This window comes from Sphaerothrix gracilis Ecp01 (assembly GCF_030405905.1).
Taxonomy (GTDB): domain Bacteria; phylum Cyanobacteriota; class Cyanobacteriia; order Phormidesmidales; family Phormidesmidaceae; genus Sphaerothrix; species Sphaerothrix gracilis.
The window spans coordinates 38,285-60,373 of sequence record NZ_JASATW010000026.1; the positions used below are offsets into that span (position 1 = coordinate 38,285).

At 54.1% G+C, this 22,089-nt stretch carries 20 protein-coding genes and 2 tRNA genes; 6 read left to right on the forward strand and 16 right to left on the reverse strand.

Annotation, left to right across the window (positions count from 1 at the left end):
* Positions 1-34 precede the first annotated feature (34 nt).
* On the reverse strand, positions 35-553 hold the full coding sequence (locus tag QJQ48_RS22285; RefSeq protein ID WP_346293453.1) for a hypothetical protein: 519 nt from the start codon (positions 551-553) through the stop codon (positions 35-37).
* A 602-nt stretch (positions 554-1,155) separates the two neighbouring features.
* Between QJQ48_RS22285 and QJQ48_RS22290 the strand changes: the two genes are divergently transcribed.
* Positions 1,156-2,319, forward strand: a complete 1,164-nt coding sequence (locus tag QJQ48_RS22290) for a histidine kinase (RefSeq protein WP_346293454.1) — start codon at positions 1,156-1,158, stop codon at positions 2,317-2,319.
* On the opposite strand, the gene QJQ48_RS22295 is transcribed toward QJQ48_RS22290, so the two are convergent.
* Entirely contained in the window at positions 2,307-3,020 is a 714-nt protein-coding gene (locus QJQ48_RS22295; protein ID WP_346293455.1) for a PspA/IM30 family protein, read from the reverse strand. The genes QJQ48_RS22290 and QJQ48_RS22295 overlap by 13 nt on opposite strands.
* An 80-nt stretch (positions 3,021-3,100) precedes the next feature.
* Complete coding sequence (locus tag QJQ48_RS22300) at positions 3,101-4,402, reverse strand: SPOR domain-containing protein (protein ID WP_346293456.1); 1,302 nt, start codon at positions 4,400-4,402, stop codon at positions 3,101-3,103.
* Positions 4,403-4,626: 224 nt separating this feature from the next.
* Between QJQ48_RS22300 and QJQ48_RS22305 the strand changes: the two genes are divergently transcribed.
* Entirely contained in the window at positions 4,627-5,181 is a 555-nt protein-coding gene (locus QJQ48_RS22305) for a DciA family protein (RefSeq protein WP_346293457.1), read from the forward strand.
* Positions 5,182-5,269: 88 nt separating this feature from the next.
* On the opposite strand, the gene cobN is transcribed toward QJQ48_RS22305, so the two are convergent.
* On the reverse strand, positions 5,270-9,226 hold the full coding sequence (gene cobN / locus QJQ48_RS22310) for a cobaltochelatase subunit CobN (RefSeq protein WP_346293458.1): 3,957 nt from the start codon (positions 9,224-9,226) through the stop codon (positions 5,270-5,272).
* A 283-nt stretch (positions 9,227-9,509) separates the two neighbouring features.
* Here cobN and QJQ48_RS22315 point away from each other — a divergent pair, with 283 nt between their 5' ends.
* Positions 9,510-11,831 (forward strand): hybrid sensor histidine kinase/response regulator, encoded by a 2,322-nt coding sequence (locus QJQ48_RS22315; RefSeq protein WP_346293459.1) that lies wholly within the window; start codon positions 9,510-9,512, stop codon positions 11,829-11,831.
* Between the two features lie 108 nt (positions 11,832-11,939).
* Here QJQ48_RS22315 and QJQ48_RS22320 read toward each other — a convergent pair.
* The 6 genes from QJQ48_RS22320 to psbN all read right to left on the reverse strand — a co-directional run bounded on the left by QJQ48_RS22320 (position 11,940) and on the right by psbN (position 14,203).
* Positions 11,940-12,011, reverse strand: a tRNA-Thr gene (locus tag QJQ48_RS22320).
* 6 nt (positions 12,012-12,017) lie between these two features.
* Positions 12,018-12,102, reverse strand: a tRNA-Tyr gene (locus QJQ48_RS22325).
* Positions 12,103-12,215: 113 nt separating this feature from the next.
* Positions 12,216-13,169 carry a PhoH family protein gene (locus tag QJQ48_RS22330; RefSeq protein WP_346293460.1) on the reverse strand — a complete coding sequence of 318 codons (954 nt, stop codon included), beginning with the start codon at positions 13,167-13,169 and terminating at the stop codon, positions 12,216-12,218.
* 111 nt (positions 13,170-13,280) lie between these two features.
* The gene (locus tag QJQ48_RS22335; RefSeq protein ID WP_346293461.1) at positions 13,281-13,667 is read right to left on the reverse strand and encodes a KH domain-containing protein; all 387 of its coding nucleotides are present in this window, start codon (positions 13,665-13,667) and stop codon (positions 13,281-13,283) included.
* The gene (rpsP, locus tag QJQ48_RS22340) at positions 13,642-13,890 is read right to left on the reverse strand and encodes a 30S ribosomal protein S16 (RefSeq protein ID WP_346293462.1); all 249 of its coding nucleotides are present in this window, start codon (positions 13,888-13,890) and stop codon (positions 13,642-13,644) included. The genes QJQ48_RS22335 and rpsP overlap by 26 nt, the downstream gene beginning before the upstream one ends.
* 181 nt (positions 13,891-14,071) lie before the next feature.
* Positions 14,072-14,203 carry a photosystem II reaction center protein PsbN gene (psbN, locus tag QJQ48_RS22345; protein ID WP_346293463.1) on the reverse strand — a complete coding sequence of 44 codons (132 nt, stop codon included), beginning with the start codon at positions 14,201-14,203 and terminating at the stop codon, positions 14,072-14,074.
* A 76-nt stretch (positions 14,204-14,279) separates the two neighbouring features.
* Between psbN and psbH the strand changes: the two genes are divergently transcribed.
* The 3 genes from psbH to pth all read left to right on the forward strand — a co-directional run bounded on the left by psbH (position 14,280) and on the right by pth (position 15,699).
* Positions 14,280-14,483: a photosystem II reaction center phosphoprotein PsbH gene (gene psbH / locus QJQ48_RS22350; protein ID WP_346293464.1), complete on the forward strand. Its 204-nt coding sequence runs from the start codon at positions 14,280-14,282 to the stop codon at positions 14,481-14,483.
* Positions 14,484-14,713: 230 nt separating this feature from the next.
* On the forward strand, positions 14,714-15,046 hold the full coding sequence (locus tag QJQ48_RS22355) for a TatA/E family twin arginine-targeting protein translocase (protein ID WP_346293465.1): 333 nt from the start codon (positions 14,714-14,716) through the stop codon (positions 15,044-15,046).
* 14 nt (positions 15,047-15,060) lie between these two features.
* On the forward strand, positions 15,061-15,699 hold the full coding sequence (gene pth / locus QJQ48_RS22360) for an aminoacyl-tRNA hydrolase (protein WP_346293466.1): 639 nt from the start codon (positions 15,061-15,063) through the stop codon (positions 15,697-15,699).
* Positions 15,700-15,703: 4 nt separating this feature from the next.
* Here pth and QJQ48_RS22365 read toward each other — a convergent pair whose 3' ends face one another.
* The 6 genes from QJQ48_RS22365 to QJQ48_RS22390 form a co-directional block, all read right to left on the reverse strand.
* A complete protein-coding gene (locus QJQ48_RS22365; RefSeq protein WP_346293467.1) occupies positions 15,704-18,355 on the reverse strand; it encodes a DEAD/DEAH box helicase in 2,652 nt (883 codons plus the stop codon).
* A 168-nt stretch (positions 18,356-18,523) separates the two neighbouring features.
* Positions 18,524-18,688, reverse strand: coding sequence for a hypothetical protein (locus QJQ48_RS22370; RefSeq protein WP_346293468.1), 165 nt, complete (start codon positions 18,686-18,688; stop codon positions 18,524-18,526).
* A 144-nt stretch (positions 18,689-18,832) separates the two neighbouring features.
* Entirely contained in the window at positions 18,833-19,321 is a 489-nt protein-coding gene (locus QJQ48_RS22375; RefSeq protein WP_346293469.1) for an SH3 domain-containing protein, read from the reverse strand.
* Between the two features lie 124 nt (positions 19,322-19,445).
* Complete coding sequence (locus tag QJQ48_RS22380; protein WP_346293470.1) at positions 19,446-20,972, reverse strand: AAA family ATPase; 1,527 nt, start codon at positions 20,970-20,972, stop codon at positions 19,446-19,448.
* A 34-nt stretch (positions 20,973-21,006) separates the two neighbouring features.
* A complete protein-coding gene (locus QJQ48_RS22385) occupies positions 21,007-21,519 on the reverse strand; it encodes a YceD family protein (protein ID WP_346293471.1) in 513 nt (170 codons plus the stop codon).
* Positions 21,520-21,584: 65 nt separating this feature from the next.
* Positions 21,585-22,085 carry a Jag family protein gene (locus tag QJQ48_RS22390; RefSeq protein ID WP_346293472.1) on the reverse strand — a complete coding sequence of 167 codons (501 nt, stop codon included), beginning with the start codon at positions 22,083-22,085 and terminating at the stop codon, positions 21,585-21,587.
* Positions 22,086-22,089: the final 4 nt, after the last annotated feature.

Sequence of the window (22,089 nt, forward strand, 5' to 3'; positions counted from 1 at the left end):
AGTTTATCTGACTGCTTTGAATACTCGGCGAGAATTATTGCCACACTTGTGCTTGATGATCGGCCTGGCAAGTGGCTAGAATTTCGCGATCGAGATCGCTGAGCTCATCAAGCTGCTGAAACCCTTCAATGCTGAACTGCATCGGTGCCGCTCCATCCGCGCCAGCGATCGCCTCTTCCTGCTGTAGCGCTAGGCTATAGTCGAAGGTTTCCTGGCTGTAGCTATCAACAACGGTAAGCGCTGCCTGATCTGTCTGCAAGGGACCGTAGAAGCAGTCAAAAGAAGAGTTGGGCATGTAGAAGGCCCCAATGGTCATACCGCTGCGAGCTTCAAAAACCATGTAGGCCGATCCGGGTTGATCTGGCTGGGCAGACTGGCCGTAGAGGTAGACCCCGTCAACGGATAGACGAGAGTCGTCTGCAGTCTCGTTCGCCGATTGAGCGAGGGCACTGTTCTGAATCGTCAGTGTCGGCTCCACTGCTTTGGCCGTCACCGCCTGAGTCGCGACAAAAAGACTTCCTATTAGCGCCGACAGCATCAATGACTTAGCCAAAAAACCAGATTGCCCTACTCTGACTATCCGGGCAGCAGCTGTTTCTGAGCGGGAGGCGGACTTCTTCAACCAGTTTGAGGCAAACACTTTAATCTTTTTCCTATAGATTGTTTTTCTCTTCTAAATAAGAGCTATACAGACTTATGCATATAGCTTTACTGTAGTTGACTAACTTTCCGGGACAGAGCATAATCATTAATCCCGTAATATCTCTTTGCCTAGGGCCAGCATAAGAACGTCGGACTGCTGCTGAACCGTGTCAAGCTGAGCAGGTCACCGGGCCTAGACATTCTCGATCTTTTAGTAGATACAGCTTACGAAGATTGTATTTCGCATAAGAGAGTCATCTTTGGTTTAGAACTCTCTCACTTACTGCATTACATCATTTAGTCTCTCAGACTGTCTTCTACAGAAAGTCATAGACTGTGCCAGAAAACAAACTGTGCCAGAGATCGTTAAGGCTAAATCAACTTTTTATACGGCATTGGCCTGATGCGCCTCCTCAGAATGCGTCGTTGGGAGGACGTCACAAACAGGATAGGCTAGTAGAAGATGGGCGCTGTGTAGGGATCGATGAGCTTAAAAACTCTGACAAAAAGTTTATGTCACATCCGGTAAGTCAAACTAAAGCTCCAATTAAATTTCTGCTCTTTACCGATAAGCGACCCAATTCAGGAGAACAAGTTCGTCAAATTCGCGCCCATTTGCAACAGCTCCGAGGCAAACACGCCCATCATCTCGAAGTTGCAGACGTCTCTGAACAGCCTTATTTAGCCGAGCATTTCAAGCTGGTTGCCACGCCAGCTCTGATCAAAATCGCACCGCTACCACAGCAGACTCTAACAGGCAGCGATATCGTGTCACAGCTAGATTACTGGTGGCCCCAGTGGCAGCAAGAGGTAGATCAGCAGGTGCAAATATCAGCGATCGCTGAGCGCAACGGCGATCGCCCTGCGATAGAACCAGCCTTTAGCTCCGTTAGCCATTCGGCCAAACTGATTGAGCTATCGGACGAAATCTTTCGCCTCAAGCAGAACAGTGATGCCCTCTCAGCCCAGCTCCAGTTTAAAGATCGCATCATTGCCATGATGGCTCACGATTTGCGCAATCCTTTGACAGCCGCTTCCATTGCCATTGAGACATTGGAACTGGGCTATGGCAATCCCGAACGGGCTTCTCAGCTCACGCCTAAGCTAACGACGCAGCTTTTGTGTCACGCTAAGACGCAAATTCGAGCGATCGATCGCATGATTACGGATATTTTGCAGGCAGCTAAGGGCGCTTCCGCAGAACTGCAAATGCAGCCACAGCCTTTGCAGCTCAAGGGGCTATGCTTGGAGGTGCTGGATTCTCTGAGCAATAAGCTAGACGCCAAGCAGCAAAGGATTACCACTGATATTCCTCAGGATTTGCCCCGGGTCTATGCCGATCGGCTGCAAATCCGTCGGGTAATTACCAACCTTATCGATAACGCTATCAAGTACACCCCCGCAGGCGGGCGGATTGATGTGTCGGCGCTGCACCGCACTACGCAAAAAGTACAGGTCAGCGTTCACGATACTGGTCCAGGTATTCCCAATGAAAATCGGGAGCGAATTTTTGAAGAAAGCTTTCGGCTACAGCGCGACCATGAGCAAGATGGCTATGGTCTGGGGCTGGCGCTTTGCCAGCGGATTATTCGGGCTCACTACGGTCAAATTTGGGTAGACGCGCTGTCAAACCAGGGCAGCTATTTTCACTTCACCCTGCCCGTCTACCGCGAATAGCGATCATCACCCTCTGCCGGAGGCAGGTTAGCCTGCTCGCTGCCTGAGATCATCTGAGACTTCATGGCCGCTAGCTCAGCTTCGACATCACTGCCGCCTTCTAAAGCCGCAAACTGAGCTTCTAAACTATCCGTATTTAGCTCAGCGATCGCCTCTGACTGGGCTTCTAACTGATGTACCCGATCCTCCATGCGCTCAAAGGCCGCGATCGCCCCGGTGGGTGCATTCTGTCCCAACATTTCGTTGATCTTCTGAGACGCCTGCGCCGATCGCGCTCTAGCAATATACATGTCTTTTTTAGTGCGCGCTTCGGCCAGCTTGGATTCCAGCGTCCGCATATTGTCTTTGAGCTGGGTGACGATACCCGCCTGCTGCTCTAGCTGCGCCTTCATGGAGCTAGCGGTCTCCAGGTAGGCTTTGCGCCGTGTGAGGGCTTCGCGTGCAAGTCCTTCTTCGCCTTTTTGCAAGGCTAGCTGCGCCCGGTTGTACCACTCACGCGCTGTTGAGTCGGCCTGCACCTGCTGCCGTTCGGTGCGCTTTTGCGTGGCGATCGCCTGCGCCACTGCCTGCCGAAGCTGAATCAGGTCTTCCTGCATGTCAGCTACAGCCTGTTCCAGCATTTTTTCTGGATCTTCTGCACCGCCGATCCAGCTATTGACGTTGGCGCGAAATAATCGGCTAATGCGATCCAGCAAACCCATTATTCTTTTCTCCACAAACTGAAAGCCCCTACTGCTTAGAAGCATAGCAAGCAGGCTTCAGACTTAACAGCTTCCTAGGGTCAATCTTCCCTGACGCTAGCCGAGATTCCCTGTGACTGTAAATTCTCCGCCAAACTCTCAGCCGCTTCAGCACTGTTAAATGCGCCCATTTGAATCCGGGCCCCCTCAGAGAAGTTGCGCACATAGGCATCTTCGACCGCAGTTCGAGCTGTAGAAAGCGACTGATCGCCGGTGTAGTCTGTCACCACATAATAATTGACTGGAGCTGGTGTGCTGCTGGGCGCGGGAGCAGCGGCTGCCGTAGCGGCAGACTGGGGAGCAGGCGGCCGTGCGGGGGCGGTGGGGGCAGGCTGAGGAGCCGGTCGGGCCGGAGCCGCAGGTCGGGCTGGTGGCGGTGGAGCAGGCCGCGCCGTAGCTGCCCTGGGAGCTGGACTGGTTGGAGGAGCAGCCGCAGTAGCCGGAGCAGTTGCAGTTGCCGCTGCTGATGGTGGCTGAGCGGCTGGAGCTGTCGCAGTAGGGGTGGATGCTGGCTGGGTCGCAGTTGTTGAGGCGGGACTGAGCGGCACAGCGGCGTTCGTCTCTAAAGTACTGAGCGTATTTAAATTAAGCTCAACAAACTCTTGCGACGATAGATCTGGTCCTAGGGAGTGGAACGTAGCGTCAGAAGCCTCTAGATTGTCAGTGTTTGTCAGCTCAGCGTCAACGTCTCCTGCCGTAGATGTCGCTGATAGCCGTTTGAGCAACGGTATGTGGCTAATGGCAGTGGGGTTAGTCAACACGTAGCCTAGTCCAGCACTGCCCACCAGCAGAAGCGCCAGAGAACCTACCCCCAAAGGGGTAGCCCAGTTATCCAGCCAAGTGCTGTCAGACGGGGCTGCTGCTGACTCATCTGCCGTACCGTCTGCGGCTAAGCTCTGTAAGAGTGCTTCAGAAGAGGCTAGATAGCCTTCCGGGCTGAGATCGTGCTGAGAGGCTAAGGCTGTAACGGATTCGTCCCCTTCTATGTCGCTGGGCGCAGCGATCGCTGGAGAAGTTGCTTCAGCCTCGGTTTCTGCCGCTGCCGGGTTCGGTATCCGTGGTGGTGGCGGAGGCGGAATATTAACAGCCCCCGAAATAGTCGGTGTAGCCTGGGAAGGACTGCTTTCTGTCGGCTTGACGGTGATCAAATCCAAAGGTCTTTGACTTTTGACCTTTAATCGCCGGGGCAGCGGTGCGGGATGGCCCTGACGCTGCCGCCGGTAGCGGGTGAGTTCTTCATCCAAGGTAATATTAAGGCTACCCAAAGCACTCTGCAGCGGTGCTTTGAGTTCAGTCGCTGATCCCTTAAGCTCTGACTGACTGGCTGGGGAACGTTTTGGCATAGTGTGTGAACCTCCCGTGATTAGCCTCACTCGCAGACTACAGCCTAAATGCGCAAGTAAAGTGTTTCAAATTACAGCTAGCACCCGGATACAGCATAGGCTACATCACTTTATTTCACATATCTCAAATTTGCTATGAATAAACTAAGCAATTCCTTTAAATCTGCTAAATCTGCTGATCTGAAAGTGGAACCGGATTTAGCTTTCCTTACAGGGCCGTGGCTATGACGTTCCAATCCCTCGACCAGCTAGTCAATCAGCTACAGCGGCAAAAAAATTGGCGCGTCCAGCAGCAGTTTAGACGCCTCACCGAAGTTTGGCCCGACATTGTCGGTGTTGCAGTCGCCCGCCAGACTCGCCCTGTCGGCATTACCCGCTATCAGGTTCTGCGCGTGGCCACTGCTACCCCTGCCTGGTCACAGACGCTGATTTTCGAGCGCCATCGTATTTTACAAAAGTTGAACCAACAACTGGCCCTGAAGCTAACCGATATCCGATTTTCTGTTGCCCAATGGCATACTGACCAAAAACTAGAGGCGATCGCCCCGGCTGCCCAGGCCTTGCAACAGCATCCCAGCTTTATTAAAACGAATATTGACCCCTCTCATGTTCCCAATGCCGCTAGCCAAGAACCTACCGCTGCTTTCGAGCGCTGGGCCGGGTTGCGGCAGCAGCAGACCCGTCACTGTCCCCTTTGCCCGCAGTGTCAGTGTCCTACGCCGCCTGGAGAACTGGAACGCTGGTCAGCCTGCGCTCTCTGCGCCGCTAAGCAATGGTAATGTTTGCTTAAACAAGAGTTGGCATAATTCAGCTTGAATCTGTTAAGAGCTACGTTGGCCCATAGAATGCGAGGGCCAAAAGTAACGCTTAGCTGGATTCGATAATTTCTTCGGCCTGGTGGGCGATCGCTCGAAGCTGATCTAGCGTATTGGCGTCTGGCTGCTGCCACAGTCCTCGCTGATGAGCTTCCACTAGCCGTTCAGCCATATCTCGTAGCGCCCAGGGATTTTTTTGCGCCACAAACGTCTGCACCTCAGAGTCAAGCACATACGCTTGCGCTACTCCCTGGTACATGTAGTCCTCAACGCAGCGGGCCGTTGCGTCATAGGCAAATAGATAGTCCACCGTTGCCGCCATCTCAAACGCGCCCTTATAGCCGTGTCGCATCACCCCGGCAATCCACTTGGGATTGACCACCCGGGAGCGATAGACGCGGGCAATTTCAGCCCGGAGCGATCGCACTTTGGGATTTTCCGGCAGGGCGTGATCGCCAAAGTAAACCTGGGGATTTTGGCCCTGGGCTACGCGCACCGCTGCCGTTAGTCCGCCCTGAAACTGATAGTAATCATCAGAATCAAGCAGATCGTGTTCGCGGTTGTCTTGATTATGTAGCACCACCTGCATTTGCCCTAGGCGCTGCTGAAAAGCATCCGGGGCCGATCGCCCTTCGGCTTGGCGGCTATAGGCGTAGCTGCTCCAGTTGATATAGGCACGGGCCAGATCAGCGTCTGTCGTCCAGTTTTGAGCCTCAATGAGTCCCTGCAGTCCCGCCCCGTAGGCCCCCGGCTTGGAGCCAAAAATGCGGTAGCGCGATCGCGCCTCGGCCTGCGACAAATCAAGTCCTTGCTGCTGCCAAAACTGGGTTTCTTGGGCTGTCTGCGCCGCCAGTGGGTTTTGGTCGGCGGGTTCATCTAGGGAGGCGATGGCGCTGACGGCCTGATCGAACAGGTCAATTAAATTGGGAAAAGCATCGCGGAAAAAGCCAGAAATTCGCAGCGTCACATCGACTCTGGGCCGTCCCAGCAGCGACAGCGGTAAAATCTCAAAATCCACCACGCGGCGAGAGGGGCCATCCCAGACCGGGCGCACTCCCATCAGCGCCAGAGCCTCAGCGATGTCATCGCCGCCGGTGCGCATGGTAGCCGTACCCCAAACGGAAAGACCGAGCGTTTGCGGATATTCGCCGTTGGTTTGGACATAGTCCTCAACTAGCACCTCAGCGGCCTTGCGGCCCACATCCCAGGCGCTTTCAGTTGGAATGGCCCGAATATCTACCGAGTAGAAATTGCGCCCGGTCGGCAGGACATCAGGGCGGTTGCGGGTGGGCGCGCCAGCAGGGCCGCTTGGAACGTAGCCGCCGCTGAGGCCGTGCAGCAGGTGGGTGATCTCCTGCGGGGTTTGCTGCAGGCGGGGTAGGAGCTGGGTTTGAATCCAGGCGAGTTCGGTTTCGAGGGCAGAAGCGGGCTGGCCGTCAGCGGAGTCGAATGGGGAAGAGAAAGGAGATGCTAAGAGAGCGTCGATGAGATGGGCTGCCTGGTGTTCGATCTGTTCGATGAGATCGGCGTAGGTGCGGCAGTTTTTAAGCAGAGGAGAGGGCGCGATCGCGGCTGGCTCAGGCGTATAGGGCGTGGCGGGATCAGCGGTGAGGGGATCGAGATCGATCTGCCAAGACTGGGCGATCGCTCTGGTGAGTCCTAGGCGATCGTGGCTAGGATGACGGGCGATGGCAATAATCAGGTCACGGAGCTGCCGCGCCTGGGGGCACTGGCCGAAAATATGCAGGCCGTCGCGGATCTGGGCTTCTTTGAGGTTGCAGAGATAGGTGTCAAGCTGGGGTAGAAGTTGGGGAAGGGCGGTAGATGCCGACATAGGCGGAGAGGGCCTATCGCGAGCGGCGTCAGCCGGAGCGGTGGGAGAAGTGGGTTGAAAAATAGCAAGATTGGGATCTTGGAGCAGGTGAGTGGTTTGGAGCAGCTTGAGCAGGCGATCGCTAATGATGGGAAGGCGATTCGGATCGAGGGATTGAGCTTCGTAATATTCGTCTACTAAGGCTTCGAGCTGCTGCAGCGGGCCGTAAAGTTCGGCGCGGGTCATGGGGGGCGTCAGATGATCGAGAATCACCGCTTGAGCGCGGCGCTTGGCCTGGGCGCCTTCGCCGGGATCGTTGACAATGAAAGGATAGAGGTGTGGCAGGGGACCAAAAGCAGCTTCAGGGTAGCAGTTGCAAGTCAGGCCAACGCCCTTACCGGGGAGCCACTCCAAGTTGCCATGCTTGCCCACATGTACCATTGCCTGTGCCCCAAACTGATGTCGCAGCCAAAAGTAAAAGGCTAAATAGTCGTGGGTAGGGGCTAAATCGGGGGCGTGATAGTTGAGCGATGGATCCTGGTCATAGCCCCGACTGGGCTGAATCCCAATGAAGACATGGCCAAGCTGTAGGCCGGGGATGGGGTAGACGGACGCAGCCGCGGAGACAAGTTTGCCCCCGTTCGCTGTGGTTTTCTGGTTCTGGTCAGCCTGAGCCACGCGATCGCCCCAGGCAGCTAAATGCTTGTTCCTGCTGCCTTCGTCTTTCTTGCCCTCCTCTTCTCCATTTCCCCATTGTTCACCTACCCCCTGTCGTACAGCCGCCGATAACTGCTGGAAATATTGCCCATAGGTTTCGACCGTCAGAGACTGCGGCACCGGGCGTAGGTGATGGCCTTCGGGATCATTGGTGACGGCGGTGGTAAGCCACTGGATCAGCTCATCGCCGGATTGGGGTAGGCGAGGAATGGCGTATCCGGCTGTTTGCAGGGCTTTCAGAATTTCAACGCAGCTTTGGGGGGTGTCGAGGCCGACGCCGTTGGCAAGGCGACCGTCTCGGGTGGGATAGTTGGCCAGGATGAGGGCGATACGGCGCTGGGCTGGGGGTGTGGTGCGCAGGGCGATCCAGTTGACGGCAAGAGCGGCGAGGAAGTCAATGCGATCGCCCACAGGCTCATAGGCCACAACATCGGTTTCTAGTCCTGTATGGCGCTGCTGCACGGCCTTAAAGGAGGCAGTACGGGTGATGATGCGGCCATCCACTTCCGGGAGGGCCACGTTCATGGCAATGTCGCGGGGAGATAGCCCCTGTGGGTTGGCCTGCCAGCGCTCGTAGGTGCCGCCGCTGAGAATCACCTGCAGAACGGGAACGTCAAGCTGCTGCCAGAGGTGGAGATTGGGTAAAGCCGCAGTGAGTTTAGCCACAGAAAAGCTGGTGGTGTTTAATAGAAGATCAATGCCGGGAGCGGCTTCAGGCTGGAGCAGGCTGAGCAGTTCGGCCTGGACATCAGGATCTTGGAGCGAAGAGATATAGACAGGTTGGGGCTGAATTTGGCGATCGCTGAGCGCCTGACAGAGCGCCTCAATCGGGGCCAGGTTTCCGGCTAAATAATGAGAGCGATAGAATAAAATGGCGGCTCGCGGCCAGTCTTTTTGTTTGTCCTGCAGGTCGGCAGGAATGCTAGAACGCCAGTTGTAAAGGCCGACTTTGGCGATGGCTTGCGGCGATGGCGGTTTATAGTCAGTGCCAAAATAGCGATCGCTCAAAGACTGCAAGCCCCACTGCCAGTTATCGCTGCCACCTTCGGTGAAATACTGCCAAAGCTGATTGACTACGGCTAGAGGCGCAGTAGAGTGGCTCATTAAATCGATATCGGGGCGATCGTCGCCGGGAATGACAATCAGCGCTGCTCCTGACTGCTGCACCGTCTGCTTGACCACTTCTAGGCCGTAAGACCAGTAGGCCCGTCCCCCCAGCAGGCGTAGAATGACGACCTTAGCTGCAGCAATCACGGTGTCAGCATAGGTATCAATTGAGAGCTGCTGCTGAAGCTGCAGCAGATTGGCAATCCGCAGAGCCGGGAAACTTGCTGGCAGGCGCGGTAGGACGTTGGCTAGGGTCTGAATATCGGTGTCGGCGGCGCTAAGGAGCACTACCGGGGCCGGGGTCTGCTCGACAAAAATGACGCCTTCTGCAGTGGGATCCCAGCCGCCAGGGGTCGTCGCTAAACGGTGCATTGAGTCAAATCTGAAGGAACTATTGTCTTCACGCAGGTTTGTGAAAATAGAAAGCTAGGATGATCCCTAAGCCCCAACTTACTCTAGCTTGAACAGTCAGTTCACCATTGGCTAAAACCTCAGCAACCTAGCACGTAAGCTTTGGGGGATTGCAGAACCTTGATGCCTGGGCTTAAGTCTGTGCTCAACAGAGCTGCCTCAAGCGGATAAGTTAGCTCTCTTCAATCGACAATCATCTTGAACATTTCTGTTTTCGCAGCCACCTATCTTTGTTTGGCACCTCATGCCTAGCTTTTTAGATCCGCTTCCCTGCTACAAACTTCCCCTAGCCGTTTTCAGTGAACTGCACCGCCTAATTTTAGACAAGGGAACCCAGACTGAGGCTTTTGTCATCACCGATGCTAGAGTCGTGGCTGCCAAATTGGCCCAGACCGACGTACAGCGATTCGTTTTGAGCATCTCCTCAAGTATGCAGGTGCTGTTAGTGGGGCAATTGCCGCAGACCTCTAGTTTGTCAGGCGATTGCCGCTGCCAAGTTGGGCTAACTTTTGAGCCAGTGGCGATCGCTAATTTTCTCAATCAGCTAGGGGAGCTTGTGCCTGACGATGAGGCGCTGCAGGAAAGATTGCGCCTAGCTCGACCGCTGCTGCAGAGCGGCCTGAATCAAGACTACGGCGATCTAGCTTTGCAGCTCTTACAGCAGGCAGTGGCGATCGCCCCGTCAATAGACACACCGACGGCACAACCCCACGTTTGTCAGCCCGTACAGGCCGCCCTTGACCAGCAGCTCGAAAAAAGTTTGCTGCTCAATCAGGTAGTGAATAAAATTCGGCAGTCGCTAGAGCTGCCAGTGATTTTGGAAACAACCGTAGCTCAGGTGCGGCGGTTTCTTCAAAGCGATCGCCTGGTAATTTATCAGTTTGAAAATGCAGCGAGCGAAGCTGTTGAAAATCTGACCCTGATGCCAGCCGCGTCGTCAGCAGCCGCGTCTACTAGCGAGGCGCGTCGTTCAGGACTGGTCACTTACGAGTCTCGCATTTCAGAGCAGCTACCTTCTGTCATCAATCAGTCGGAAGCAGACTGCTTCCACGATTGGCCCAGCAGCAGTCACCAACAATACGAGCAGGGTATTCCTACGGTTGTTAACGATGTGCAAAAGACCTATCAGGCGTCGCCCTGCCTTTTAGCTTTTTTAGAAAAGATACAGGTTAAGTCAAAGCTAATTGCGCCAATTTTGGTCAGAGGCAAACTTTGGGGGCTACTCATCGCTCACCAGTGCCGCGAGACTCGCTACTGGCAGCCCTGGGAGGTTGAGTTTCTGCAACACATCGCTGCGCACCTAGCCGTTGCTATCTCTCAGGCCCAGCTCTACCAGCAGCTCCAGCAGCAAAAACGAACCTTAGAAGCCAGGGTAGTCGAGCGCACCCAAAATCTTCATGATGCCCTGATTGCCGCTCAGTCTGCTAGCCGAGCTAAAAGTGAGTTCCTAGCAACGATGAGCCATGAGTTACGAACACCGCTGACCTGCATTATTGGCATGTCTGCTACCTTGCTGCGCTGGTCTATTGGCGACTTGAGTCCACGACAGCGCAGCTATCTAGACACTATCCATGCCAGTGGGGCTCACTTGCTCAGCGTCATCAACGATATTTTAGAAGTCTCTAAGATTGAGTCTGGGCGCATGGCCTTAGATATCAGCGAGTTTTCCCTTTCGAGCTTAGTGCGTCAAAGCCTAGAAGGGTTTCAAGAACAGGCTCAGCAAAAGCAAATTCAGCTGATCAGCGATTTAAAGATTCCGGCCAGTCAGGATCTATTTATGGCCGATCCGCGACGGCTGAAGCAGATTTTGCAGAACTTACTCAGCAATGCCATCAAATTTACGCCCGTAGAGGGCAGTGTCAAGCTGCGGCTGCGCTTTGAACAACAAGCGGCTGTTTTTCAAGTCGAAGACACGGGCATTGGCATTCCCGATTCGCAACATGCCCTGCTGTTTGAAAAATTTCAGCAGCTCGAAAATACGCGCCACCGTCAGTATCAGGGAACTGGCCTTGGACTAGCGCTCACTAAACAGCTCGTAGACTTACATGGTGGCTCAATCAGCGTCCAGTCACGAGTAGGCAGCGGCTCTATCTTTACCGTGCGTTTGCCGCGCCAGGTGCCAAGATCGTCTAAAGCGGAACTAGCCCAGCAGCTTAGTCACTCTTCTGAGCCAGTGACGGGCCGGGTTGTTTTGGTCGAAGAGCAGGAAGAAGTGGCTAGCGTCATTTGCGATATGCTCACAGCCGCAGACTATCAGGTGATTTGGCTAGTTGATGGGTCGCAGGTAGTTGAGCAGATAGATTTGCTCCAGCCTAGAGCCGTCATCATCAACCTGCAGCTCACCAGCGCTAACGGCCAGCAAATTATTAACAGTCTGCGGCGCTACACGGCAGCCCATCACACCCGAATTCTGGCGATAACTGCTGATCCCGGTTCAGAAACCACTGTTATGCCGCAAACCGGAATTGATCAGATGATTGTTCAACCTATTGACCCTGAGAAGCTGTTGGCTACTGTCAATGCTCTGATGAGCCAAACGACTGCCAAGCCGCTTACGGATGCCTGAAAATCTTATCCCTACAAGCAAAGCAAATTTGCCTTAGTTCAAACGGGCTCTAAGTTCACCTGTTATTTAGGCAATACTCAAAAACCTTTTGAATTTAGCCAAGCACAAAGCCCATGATGAGAGTCGAACTCATGACCTCACCCTTACCAAGGGTGTGCTCTACCACTGAGCTACATGGGCCTACCGTGGTGGGCCGGGCTGGATTCGAACCAGCGTAGGCGTAGCCAGCGGATTTACAGTCCGCCCCCATTAACCACTCGGGCACCGACCCGCCCATCCACGGATATTGATAGTAACATAAAGCCTCCCCCGCATGTAAACCAAAATTTCAATTTTGCCTCTATTTTGGGCGAGAGGGCTGCTGCCTGGAAAGGGGCCAGCTTTTTAGGCTTCGTATTTTTCGTAGGCCGCTACAATCCGCTGCACTAGGGGGTGACGTACCACGTCCGCCTTGGTCAGTTGGCAAAAGGAGATGCCTTCAACCCCCGCTAAGATCTTGTGGGCGATCGCCAAGCCGGACTGCTGATTTTGGCCCAGGTCGGTTTGTGTAACATCGCCAGTCACGGCCATGCGGGAGCCAAAGCCTAGGCGAGTCAGCACCATTTTCATCTGAGCTGGCGTGGTATTTTGAGCTTCGTCTAAGATGACAAAGGCATTGTTAAGGGTGCGGCCACGCATATAGGCCAGCGGGGCCACCTCAATCACGCCGCGCTCCATGAGGGAGGGAATCTTTTCTGGATCAAGCAGCTCGTGCAGGGCATCATAGAGCGGGCGCAGATAAGGATTCACCTTCTGCTGCAAATCACCGGGTAGAAACCCTAGCCGTTCTCCGGCTTCCACCGCCGGCCGCGTCAAAATCAGGCGCTCGTATTCGTTATTCATTAGCGCCTGCACGGCTACCATCGCCGCCAGAAAGGTTTTGCCGGTGCCGGCTGGCCCAACGCAAAAAACTAAGTCGCGCGATCGCAGGGCTTCAATATACTGGCGCTGGCGAAAGGTTTTGGCCCGAATGACTTCGCCCCGGCGGGTACGGGCGATCGCATCTCGGTAGAGCGAAGACAGTTCGTCTGTCCGCTGGGTGTTGAGGGCTTGCTTGGCCGTAAGAATATCGGTCGAGGTGACGCTTTGATCACTGCCCCACAGGGGTTCCAAGGCACTCACCAGCCGCCGACAAAGATCGACGGTTTTCTCAGTGCCGGCAATAAGCAAGTCTTGGCCCCTCAGAATAAGCGTTGCCCCCGTCTGCCGGGCCAAAAGTTTGAGGTTCTCTTCCTGCGGCCCTGCTAAAGCGATCGCGCTTTCGGCAGTTGGCAGCGTGAGCGTGAAGGTGTGTGCCATAAGCGGGCTAGAGCCAGGTTTCCGAATAGAAAGCAACAGCCCCGACAGAATCGAGGCTGTATCAGTGCTTTTAAAAGTTTTTGAGAAATATTGAAGGTCTTTAGGGCAGCTTTATTTTTTAGGGCGAGGGGGACGCGATCGCGATGAACGCTGGGGACGCGGCGAGCTGCTGCCCTCCCGCTCTGAGCGATCGCCGCCCTCACCGTAAATTTCTAAGTGAGCCTGTAGCCCAGAAAGCTGAGCCATCGCCTTGATCACAGTCCGAATAGCCTGAATATTACGGCCCCCACGACCAAAAACGCGCCCGCGATCGGCCCCATCAAACGCAATCCGAATCCATAGGCGAGAACGATTAGCGCGGTACTCACAGTCCACGCTCAAATCAGTGGACGCCTCTAAGAAAGGAGAAACTAAGAACCGAACGACTTCCGCAAAATCAGGCTCGTTCTGAGCTGCCACAGATGACTCTAAATTAGGCGCGGACTTGCTCGAAGACATTGGCTTTTTCCAAGAGATGCTTCACTGTCCGGGTAGGCTGTGCCCCTTCCTGGAGATACTTAACAATAGTGGGGACATCCAACCGGGTTTCGTCGGTACGAGGGTTGTAGAAGCCTACTTCTGCTAGCGGACGCCCATCCCGGCGATCCGTATTTTTCATCGCAACGATACGATAACTGACTTCTCTTTTCTTTCCAAAACGCTTTAGTCGCAGCTTGATCATAGGTTCCTAGTTTCTGCGGTATACGGCTCCAGAGGTTCTGGAGCAAGAAATTGACACAATAAGCTGAGCCATGACCGTTTTACGACAAGCGTACGGCCATAAGCTACTACGGAGTTTCCAATTTTATCATTAACAAGGCAAAATTGGCGCAGGAAAATAATTTTTGGGCGCTCAGAACGCTCTAGTCCTCGTGATCTTCAAACGGATCGCTGAGCTGCTTGGCCGGGGGGCCAAAAGAAGTGTAAATAGCAAAGCCAGTGACGCCAAGCAGGATGGCACCCACGGAAATGATAAGAACTGTTGCAGGCTGCATAGGTTTTTTCTAATGAATGATTCCCTAAACCCTATAATATTACAGATTATTAAAGTGAATTTATTGAAGGTTACCTATGGCACAAAGGACTTGGTTGGGAAATCTTTTGCGGCCCCTCAACTCTGAATACGGTAAAGTCTCCCCTGGCTGGGGTACGACGCCGCTGATGGCTGTTTTTATGCTGCTGTTTTTTGTTTTCCTCTTAATTATTCTGCAGCTCTATAATTCCAGCCTGCTGCTTCAGAATGTAGACGTAGATTGGAGAAGTCTAGGAAGCTAGCTACGGCTTTTTGCAAAAATGGCTGTTGGGGCATAGAAACTGTAGGAAACTGCTGCAGATTTCTCTATGCCCCTTTGTTATAAGGGTTATTGAAATTATTCAGTTAGCTAAGCGCCTAGACCTGTCTTCAGCCGAGGAAGAGATCGCGCTATAGTGTTGGCGGTGCCTTTGGCGGCATATAGCTCGTTAGCACAGACGACTCACGAACGAACACTGGGAGGAGAGACGCCATGAATATCTTTGGCATTGGTCTGCCGGAGATGGCGCTGATTTTTATTGTGGCGCTATTGGTCTTCGGGCCTAAAAAACTTCCTGAAATTGGGCGCAGCTTGGGCAAGGCGATTCGCGGCTTTCAAGAAGCTTCGCGTGAATTTGAGACTGAATTCAAGCGGGAAGCCGAGCGGATTGAAAAGACCGTAACAGAGCCAATGAAGGCAACGCTGGAAACTCCTCAGAAAAAGGCACTTTCGCCGCAGCCAGAGGCAGCCGAGTCGTCTGAAGACGTAGACAGCGAGAATGCGGCTGAACCGGCCGAAACCGCTAAAGACGAGCAGACGGTTTAAGGGCAGCAGCGAAATTGACTACAACCGACGCCGTGATTCCCCAGCTAATCGTGGGTTTGGGGAATCCGGGAGACAAATATTACCGCACCCGCCACAACATCGGTTTCGACATTGTGGATGCTTTGGCTAAGCTCTGGCAGGTTTCTCTAGCTGAAAATCGTAAGTTTCAGGGAGCCTGCGGCGAAGCTAGGCTATTTGGCGGCAACAAAGTTCTGCTTTTAAAGCCCTCTACCTACATGAACCGCTCTGGTCAGTCAGTACGGGCCGTGATGGATTGGTTCAAGCTGCCGCCTGCCAGCGTACTGGTGATCTATGACGACATGGATTTGCCAGTGGGTAAGCTGCGTTTGCGCCCTGCTGGCTCAGCCGGAGGACATAACGGCATGAAGTCAATGATTGCCCATCTAGGAACGCAGGAGTTTCCGCGACTGCGCATCGGCATTGGCGCTACGGAAAAAGCTGGCGATCGCGAAGGGGCGGTGATTTCCCATGTGCTAGGCAAATTTTCACCCACAGAGCAAACTCAGATTAACGGTATCGTTGACTTGGCCGTGAGTACGGTTGAAGCCAGCCTTAAGCGAGGCGTAGAGTCGGCTATGAGTCTTTACAATGGTCGCTCAGTTCCTGCGGCTAGCGAAAGCGAATCGGTTTAGGGCTTCAGGTCAGGCTCTCGTTGATAGGAAAGCGATTGAGCAGCGCGATCGCCTCGCGGGCATTGCCCACAATCTGCGGGCTGAGGTGGGGGATGTGAGGAATCTGGGAGAGAAAGTCGAGGGTGCGGCGTAGAATGCGCACAATATCGCCTTCATCCAGGCTGGTCTGGTCGCAAAGCTCGTTCCAATCCGTCTGGTGTGCCCACTGCTCGACTAGAGCGGTCAGCTCGTATTCTAGCCAAACAGGCAGCATCATTTGATGGCGACGCTGCTGCTTAAAAATATCACGCCGCAGACTGCGCAGCCCGCCCAGAGCCTCTTCCACCACGGGTGAAAGCTGGTAGCGCACCCAGCTATCAGGACGGCTATTTTCCGTCACCAGAGCGGCGCAGGCGGCAGCTAGGTAAGGCGCTTCTAGCTGATCGAATTCTCCGGTCGCTAAGGCTAAGCCTAGCCAAAGCTCATTGTCGCCGCGCACAGCCGCTGCGATTTCGCCTAAGAGCATGGGCTGCACGCCCTGCAAGCAGCCAAAATGCTGCAGAATGCTCATCAGGTCAAGAAATTCTTGCCAGTAGCGATGGGAAAGCGTAGACAGCTTCGCCCGCCGATCGCTCAGCTCAGCTTCCAGTCGCTGTAGCTGCTTTTGCCGCTTCAGCAACGCCGTCGGATTTTGCCAGCTTTGAGCCGGATGATTTTTTAGCATGGCTTCTACCGCTGCCACCTGCGATCGCTGAGCCTGCACTTCTGGTGCAGCCGCTTCCCAATCGGGCGGCTGTGGAATCTGCTGGGCGAGAGCCGCCGTCTGCTCATCACCGCTGCGGCTTTGCCCCGGCTTAAGCGGTAGATCCGCAGGCGGACTGAGGGTTTCTACCGCTGTCAGACGGTCAAACTGATCGTGCAGGTCTATGACGTCGGCTACGGCAACCACATACCAGCGGTTGTCCTGCCCCAGGCAGATGAGGTGGGGAAACTGACCTGGCCCAGGAATTTTGCTGACCAAAACGGCAGGAAGCGGCGCGGAAACTTTGACGTTTTTACCCTTGAGGCTGAGAACGGTGCCAGAGAGTGCAAATGACAAAGCCATCACTGCCCCGCCAGCGAGCGCCTCTTCTGCCTGCTGCTGCAAAATTTTGAGTAAGCGGCGTTCTTCTTTGAGCCGCCCCCGCAGCTTTTCATAGTCTGCCAAAATCGCCGGGTCAAAAGCGGCTAGCTGCGCCTGATGGTGCTCAATATGGGCCTCTAGATCGGCGATCGCCTGCTGCTGGGGCACCAAATGCAGGGTGGCTAGATACTGGCCAAAACTGCGCTCAATCAGTTCTTTGGCTTCTTCTAGGGTATGGGTTTGTAACAGGTTCAGCACCATGCCATAGCTAGGCGTAAACTGGCTGACCAGCGGATCGGGGCCGACGGTGGCCAGATAAGCCGCTTCCTTAGCATCCTCAAAAGGCGTCTCGACCGTAACTACGTACCCACGGGTATCCATGCCGCGCCGCCCGGCCCGCCCGGCCATCTGTAAAAATTCTGAGGCGGTCAGCAGTCGGTGACCGCGATCGGTTCGTTTAGACAGGCTGGAAATGACCGTTGTGCGGGCGGGCATGTTGATCCCCGCCGCCAGCGTTTCAGTGGCAAACACAGCTTTGATCAGTCCGGCCTGAAACAGTTCTTCAACCAGGCTTTTCCAAGTCGGTAAAATACCCGCATGGTGAGCAGCAATACCGCGATAGAGCGGCTCTACCTGCCCAGCCCTAGCGGCGTCCGGGTTCCAGGCCAAAAACTCATCTACTTTTTGCTTTAGCAGTTCGGCTTCTGCTTCCCCAACTAGGGACAGGTGGCCTAGCTCGTTCACCGCTTTGTCACAGCCTCGGCGGCTGAAAATAAAGTAGATAGCCGGTAGCAGATCTTTTTGATGTAGCTGGCTGACGACAAAAGCCGGACTGATGTGATGACGATTGCGGCGGCCCTTTTGTCCTTTCTGGGCGCGAGACTGTCGCCGCTGCCGCAGACGCGGATTAATCTTGGTTTGCTGCTCATTCAGCAACGGAAAAATTCCCTTAGGATGGCAATACTGAAACTCCAAGGGCACAGGCCGAAAGTCGGAGTAGATCAGATCCGTCGGGCCATGAACGCGGCTAATCCAGTCGGTGAGCTGATCGCCATTGGCAATTGTGGCCGAGAGAGCGACAAGCTGAATATTAGGCGGACAGTAGATGATTGATTCTTCCCAAACGGTTCCGCGCTGGCGGTCATTCATGTAGTGGCATTCATCAAGCACCACTGCTTCAACCCCCTGCAGCGACGTGCCCACTTCCCCAATCGGGGTGCCATAGAGCATGTTGCGAAAGATCTCGGTGGTCATCACCAAGACAGGCGCATCCCGGTTAATCGAGAGATCTCCAGTGACTAAGCCAACCTGTTCCGGGCCGAACTGCTGCCGAAAATCTCGTAGCTTTTGATTAGAAAGGGCTTTTAGGGGCGTGGTGTAAAAAACTCGCTTGTTTCGCGCTAAGGCGCGGTAAATCGCATATTCACCAATGAGAGTCTTCCCCGATCCGGTGGGGGCACAGACGACGACCGATTTGCCTCCGTTTAAAGCGGCGATCGCCTGCTGTTGAAAGTCATCTAGCTGAAACGGAAAAAGCTGCTCTGTAGCCAGCACAAATTCAATTACCTCAGGCGTTCTTTCCCATTGTGCCGGAAGATAGAGATTCTGCGGTAACTTTGCCTAACGGGTGTGCCACGAAAAAAGGCCAGCACCGGAGAGCTGACCTTTATTTAGATGGAGCAATTTCAGCAGTAATGAACGCAGTTTTGCCTTTCATTCGAGCTAGGCAAAGCGATCAAATACGACGGCTAGCCCTGCCGCAAATAGAGTTATTGCAACAGCTACGCCAGGATTTTGGCCTTGACTGACGGCAAAAGTCGTGACAATGCCTGCGCCCAAAGCGGCGATCGCGGCAGAAGTCAGCCAATCTCTTCTAGACTCGTACATACGCTTTACCGGGAAAGTGAATTAATCAGCAAATACTGAAAGTCAGGCTATCATCCTAACCCCGGTAAGTAGCGTAGAACACGCTCAGACTGTAACTAAGTTTTATGTTGAGTTAGCTTTCTTTACAACCTGAGCAATCGCCTGCTAATTGAGCGCCTCTTCAGCCGGGGAATCTGTCTCAACCTGTCGCGTATTACCGGCTTTGACCCAGCCTTCCTGACCGTTGCGGGGTAGCCGCACCTGCAGCCAGCCCTGATCGTCACTCGTAGCTAGAACAATGACTTCCTCGTTGTATTCCACCCCGCCCAGGCGAGCATAGCTGATACTAGGTCCTTCTCGCAGGACTAGGCCGTCCCGATAGACTACAACGGCTTTATAGCTATCAGGTGGCAGTTCTTCCTCCGGCAGCGTTTCTGCAGGCGGCGTGGCTGCTGTTGCGGGGGTAGAGGCCGTTTCAGTGTTGGCGGCAGGAACCGCTAGACTCGTATCGTTTTCATAGAGGGGTTTGTCGGGCAGATCGGCAAGGCGACTCATAAAATAGCGAGCAGTGGCTACGCCCGCCAGAGACAGCAGGACTAAAGCCAAAGCAATGCCAATAATGAGCTTGGTTAGACTGAGTAAAAAGCCCCGCATGGAACTGTCTCCCCGGATCACACTTAAGATTTGACGCTGTTGAAAATGATTATTTCTAACAGGGTTTGCAGCCCATTTATAGCACTTTTACAGAGCGACAGCGGAGAAACCGTTTGGGGACTGGCTACTCCGAATTGCGCAACTGCTGTCTCAGCTGGCTGTTCATGCTGACTTCGCTGGCCCGCGAGGCTAATCGAGCTTTGCCCGACTTGGCCCAGGCCAGTAAATTTTCAACCTGTTCCTGCGCCGATCGCGCTAGGGGAACAATTTCGCTGGCGGCCTCCAGGATATCCTCGGTAGTAAAGTCACGGTTTTGGCTAAAACCGATGTGCATCGCTTCAACAATAGCCTGCTCAATTTCAGCCCCGGAAAAATCGGGGGTTTCGTAAGCCAGACGCTCTAAGTCATAACGCTCCAGGCTTTGAGGCCGCAAACGCGACAGGTGGACTGAGAAAATAGCCTGACGCTCCGGCTGGCTGGGCAGGCCGACAAAGAAAATTTCGTCAAAGCGACCCCGCCTTAGCACCTCCGGCGGCAAGGACTGAATGTTGTTAGCGGTGGCGACGACGAACACTGGCGATGTTTTTTCCGCCAGCCAGGTGATGAAAGTACCAAAAACGCGGCTAGTTGTCCCCGCATCACCGCGACCGTCTACCCCCGCAAAGGCTTTATCAATTTCATCAATCCACAGAACACAGGGAGCAAGGGCCTCTGCCAGCTGAATCATCTGCCGCGTGCGAGATTCAGACTCGCCCACCAGTCCAGCAAATAAACGACCTACATCCAGCCGCAACAAAGGTAGGTGCCAGTGATGGGCGATCGCCTTGGCGGTCAAGGACTTGCCCGTCCCCTGAATACCTGCCAGCAGCAGCCCCCTGGGATGGGGCAGGCCGTACTGTCTGGCCTTTTCGGAAAAAGCATGGCCCCGCTTTAGCAGCCAGTCTTTGAGGTTATCTAGGCCACCAATATCGGAAATGTCCTCACGGGCCGGATAAAAATCCAAAATTTGGGTCTGGCGAATCGTCTGCTGCTTTTCCTCTAAGATGAGGTCAATATCGCTGGGCTGAAACTCTCCGTGGGCCGCAATACCGCGCGCCAGTACCCGGCGAATCCGCTCAATTGAAAGTCCCTGGCAAGAGCGCACTAGCTCATCAATCACGCGATCGCTCAGCACTGTTCCCATCGCCGCTAGCAGCCGCTGCACCTCAACTCGAATCTCTTCTACGGTCGGTAAGGGAAACTCCTGAACCGTAATCACATCCCCTAGATCTTCTGGAATAGAAAGCTGTGGCGACAAAATAATAATGTTTTTGGGCTGCGATTTGAACCGTCGCGCCAAATTTCGCAGCTTCCGCGAGATGGCAACATCGTCTAAAAAGCGATGATAGTCTCGCAGCAGACAAATGGCCGCAGCGGTAGGGGATAGCTTTTCGAGAAATTCCAGTGCCTGCAGTGGATTGCGGCGACCAAACCCGGCATCGTTGGGATTGCCCTGATAGCCATCAACAAAATCCCAGGTATAAACGCTGCGTCCTTCCTGCTGGGCGCAGTCGGCGATCGCAGCTTCCGCTCTTTCTTCTTCTTTCGTCGGCACGTAAATGAGCGCGTAGCGGGCGCGCAGCAGCAGGCTCAGTTCCTCACGAAAGCTCATATCGCTTAGCCGACTCTGTATCGGAGAATAAAAGTCATTCAGATGTTGAGTGGGGCAACTGTTGCTTCAGGGCTGCTAGAGCCGCCCAGCGGTGGTCGCTAGAGGCAGCTTCAGATAAGCCAGGAGAGAGGACAATGCCTTCACAGGCGCGATCGCAAAGCTGCCGCTGGGGCATTGCCAGGCAAAGCTGCTGATACAGCCATTCGCTGGGATAGAAATAGCCATGAGGAGACAGGGTTTCTACTAGATCTTCTAGGGGAACTTCTCGCTCTACAGCCCAGACTTCATCAGCCGTTTCTTCTAGCCACACCAGCTCAGAAGCCTCTACCTCCAGCCGATGATTATAGTTTTGCAAACAGCGGTGGCAGGTTAGCGTTTTGATGGCCTCTGCCTGGGCCTGCACTTCCAAGAAGTTGCCGTGGTGGGTGACCTGTAGCTCTCCTTTCACAGGCGTCAGTGTCTCTAACTCCTCGAAGTGTTCTCGAAATGACAGGGTCAGTGTCCTATCAGGAGCCTTGGTTAACTGAGGAATATAGATAGCTTCCATCGGTGAATATCTTCCGAACTGCCTGGATACTCTGTGCTGAAAGCAGTAACGTCCAGTACAAGAGGCTATGCCTCTTCAGTACTGACTAGGCGCACTACTAAACGGCGATCGGGTTCTTTACCCCGACTAAAAGTTTCAAGCCCCTCATGGGTTTTGAGGAAGTTGTGCATTTGGCGGCGCTCTGCCGAAGACAGGGCAGCGATCTCATACTCCTCCTGGGTTGCTTGCACCTGTGCAACGGCCTCAGCCGCCATCGCTCTAAGCTCATCCTGCCGTTGTGCCCGGTAGCCCGCCAGCTCGACGGTATAAGCCTGCTGCTCTGGCTGAGGCACACCCAAATTCAGCGTCGTGTTTGCCAAATACTGAATCGAATCTAAAACGGCTCCCTGGGGGCCGATAAGCTGCTCTACCTGTTCTGCCGATAGAGCCTCATCGTCCATAATCAGCCAGTAGCTGATGCCAGCTTCATCGGTGATAATTTCTTCTTTCACCGATATTGTCTGACCAGAGAGGTTGAGCAGCGTTTGCAGCCACTCAGCACCTGCTTTACTTTTTGACTCAGTCATAGGA

What these genes read in the sequence shown, in the direction of transcription:
- QJQ48_RS22290 (WP_346293454.1), top strand. Translation starts at nt 1,156, where the DNA reads ATGTCACATCCGGTAAGTCAAACTAAAGCTCCAATTAAATTTCTGCTC.
- QJQ48_RS22295 (WP_346293455.1), bottom strand. Translation starts at nt 3,020, where the DNA reads ATGGGTTTGCTGGATCGCATTAGCCGATTATTTCGCGCCAACGTCAAT.
- QJQ48_RS22300 (WP_346293456.1), bottom strand. Translation starts at nt 4,402, where the DNA reads ATGCCAAAACGTTCCCCAGCCAGTCAGTCAGAGCTTAAGGGATCAGCG.
- QJQ48_RS22305 (WP_346293457.1), top strand. Translation starts at nt 4,627, where the DNA reads ATGACGTTCCAATCCCTCGACCAGCTAGTCAATCAGCTACAGCGGCAA.
- cobN (WP_346293458.1), bottom strand. Translation starts at nt 9,226, where the DNA reads ATGCACCGTTTAGCGACGACCCCTGGCGGCTGGGATCCCACTGCAGAA.
- QJQ48_RS22315 (WP_346293459.1), top strand. Translation starts at nt 9,510, where the DNA reads ATGCCTAGCTTTTTAGATCCGCTTCCCTGCTACAAACTTCCCCTAGCC.
- QJQ48_RS22330 (WP_346293460.1), bottom strand. Translation starts at nt 13,169, where the DNA reads ATGGCACACACCTTCACGCTCACGCTGCCAACTGCCGAAAGCGCGATC.
- QJQ48_RS22335 (WP_346293461.1), bottom strand. Translation starts at nt 13,667, where the DNA reads ATGTCTTCGAGCAAGTCCGCGCCTAATTTAGAGTCATCTGTGGCAGCT.
- rpsP (WP_346293462.1), bottom strand. Translation starts at nt 13,890, where the DNA reads ATGATCAAGCTGCGACTAAAGCGTTTTGGAAAGAAAAGAGAAGTCAGT.
- psbN (WP_346293463.1), bottom strand. Translation starts at nt 14,203, where the DNA reads ATGCAGCCTGCAACAGTTCTTATCATTTCCGTGGGTGCCATCCTGCTT.
- psbH (WP_346293464.1), top strand. Translation starts at nt 14,280, where the DNA reads ATGGCACAAAGGACTTGGTTGGGAAATCTTTTGCGGCCCCTCAACTCT.
- QJQ48_RS22355 (WP_346293465.1), top strand. Translation starts at nt 14,714, where the DNA reads ATGAATATCTTTGGCATTGGTCTGCCGGAGATGGCGCTGATTTTTATT.
- QJQ48_RS22370 (WP_346293468.1), bottom strand. Translation starts at nt 18,688, where the DNA reads ATGTACGAGTCTAGAAGAGATTGGCTGACTTCTGCCGCGATCGCCGCT.
- QJQ48_RS22375 (WP_346293469.1), bottom strand. Translation starts at nt 19,321, where the DNA reads ATGCGGGGCTTTTTACTCAGTCTAACCAAGCTCATTATTGGCATTGCT.
- QJQ48_RS22380 (WP_346293470.1), bottom strand. Translation starts at nt 20,972, where the DNA reads ATGAGCTTTCGTGAGGAACTGAGCCTGCTGCTGCGCGCCCGCTACGCG.
- QJQ48_RS22385 (WP_346293471.1), bottom strand. Translation starts at nt 21,519, where the DNA reads ATGGAAGCTATCTATATTCCTCAGTTAACCAAGGCTCCTGATAGGACA.
- QJQ48_RS22390 (WP_346293472.1), bottom strand. Translation starts at nt 22,085, where the DNA reads ATGACTGAGTCAAAAAGTAAAGCAGGTGCTGAGTGGCTGCAAACGCTG.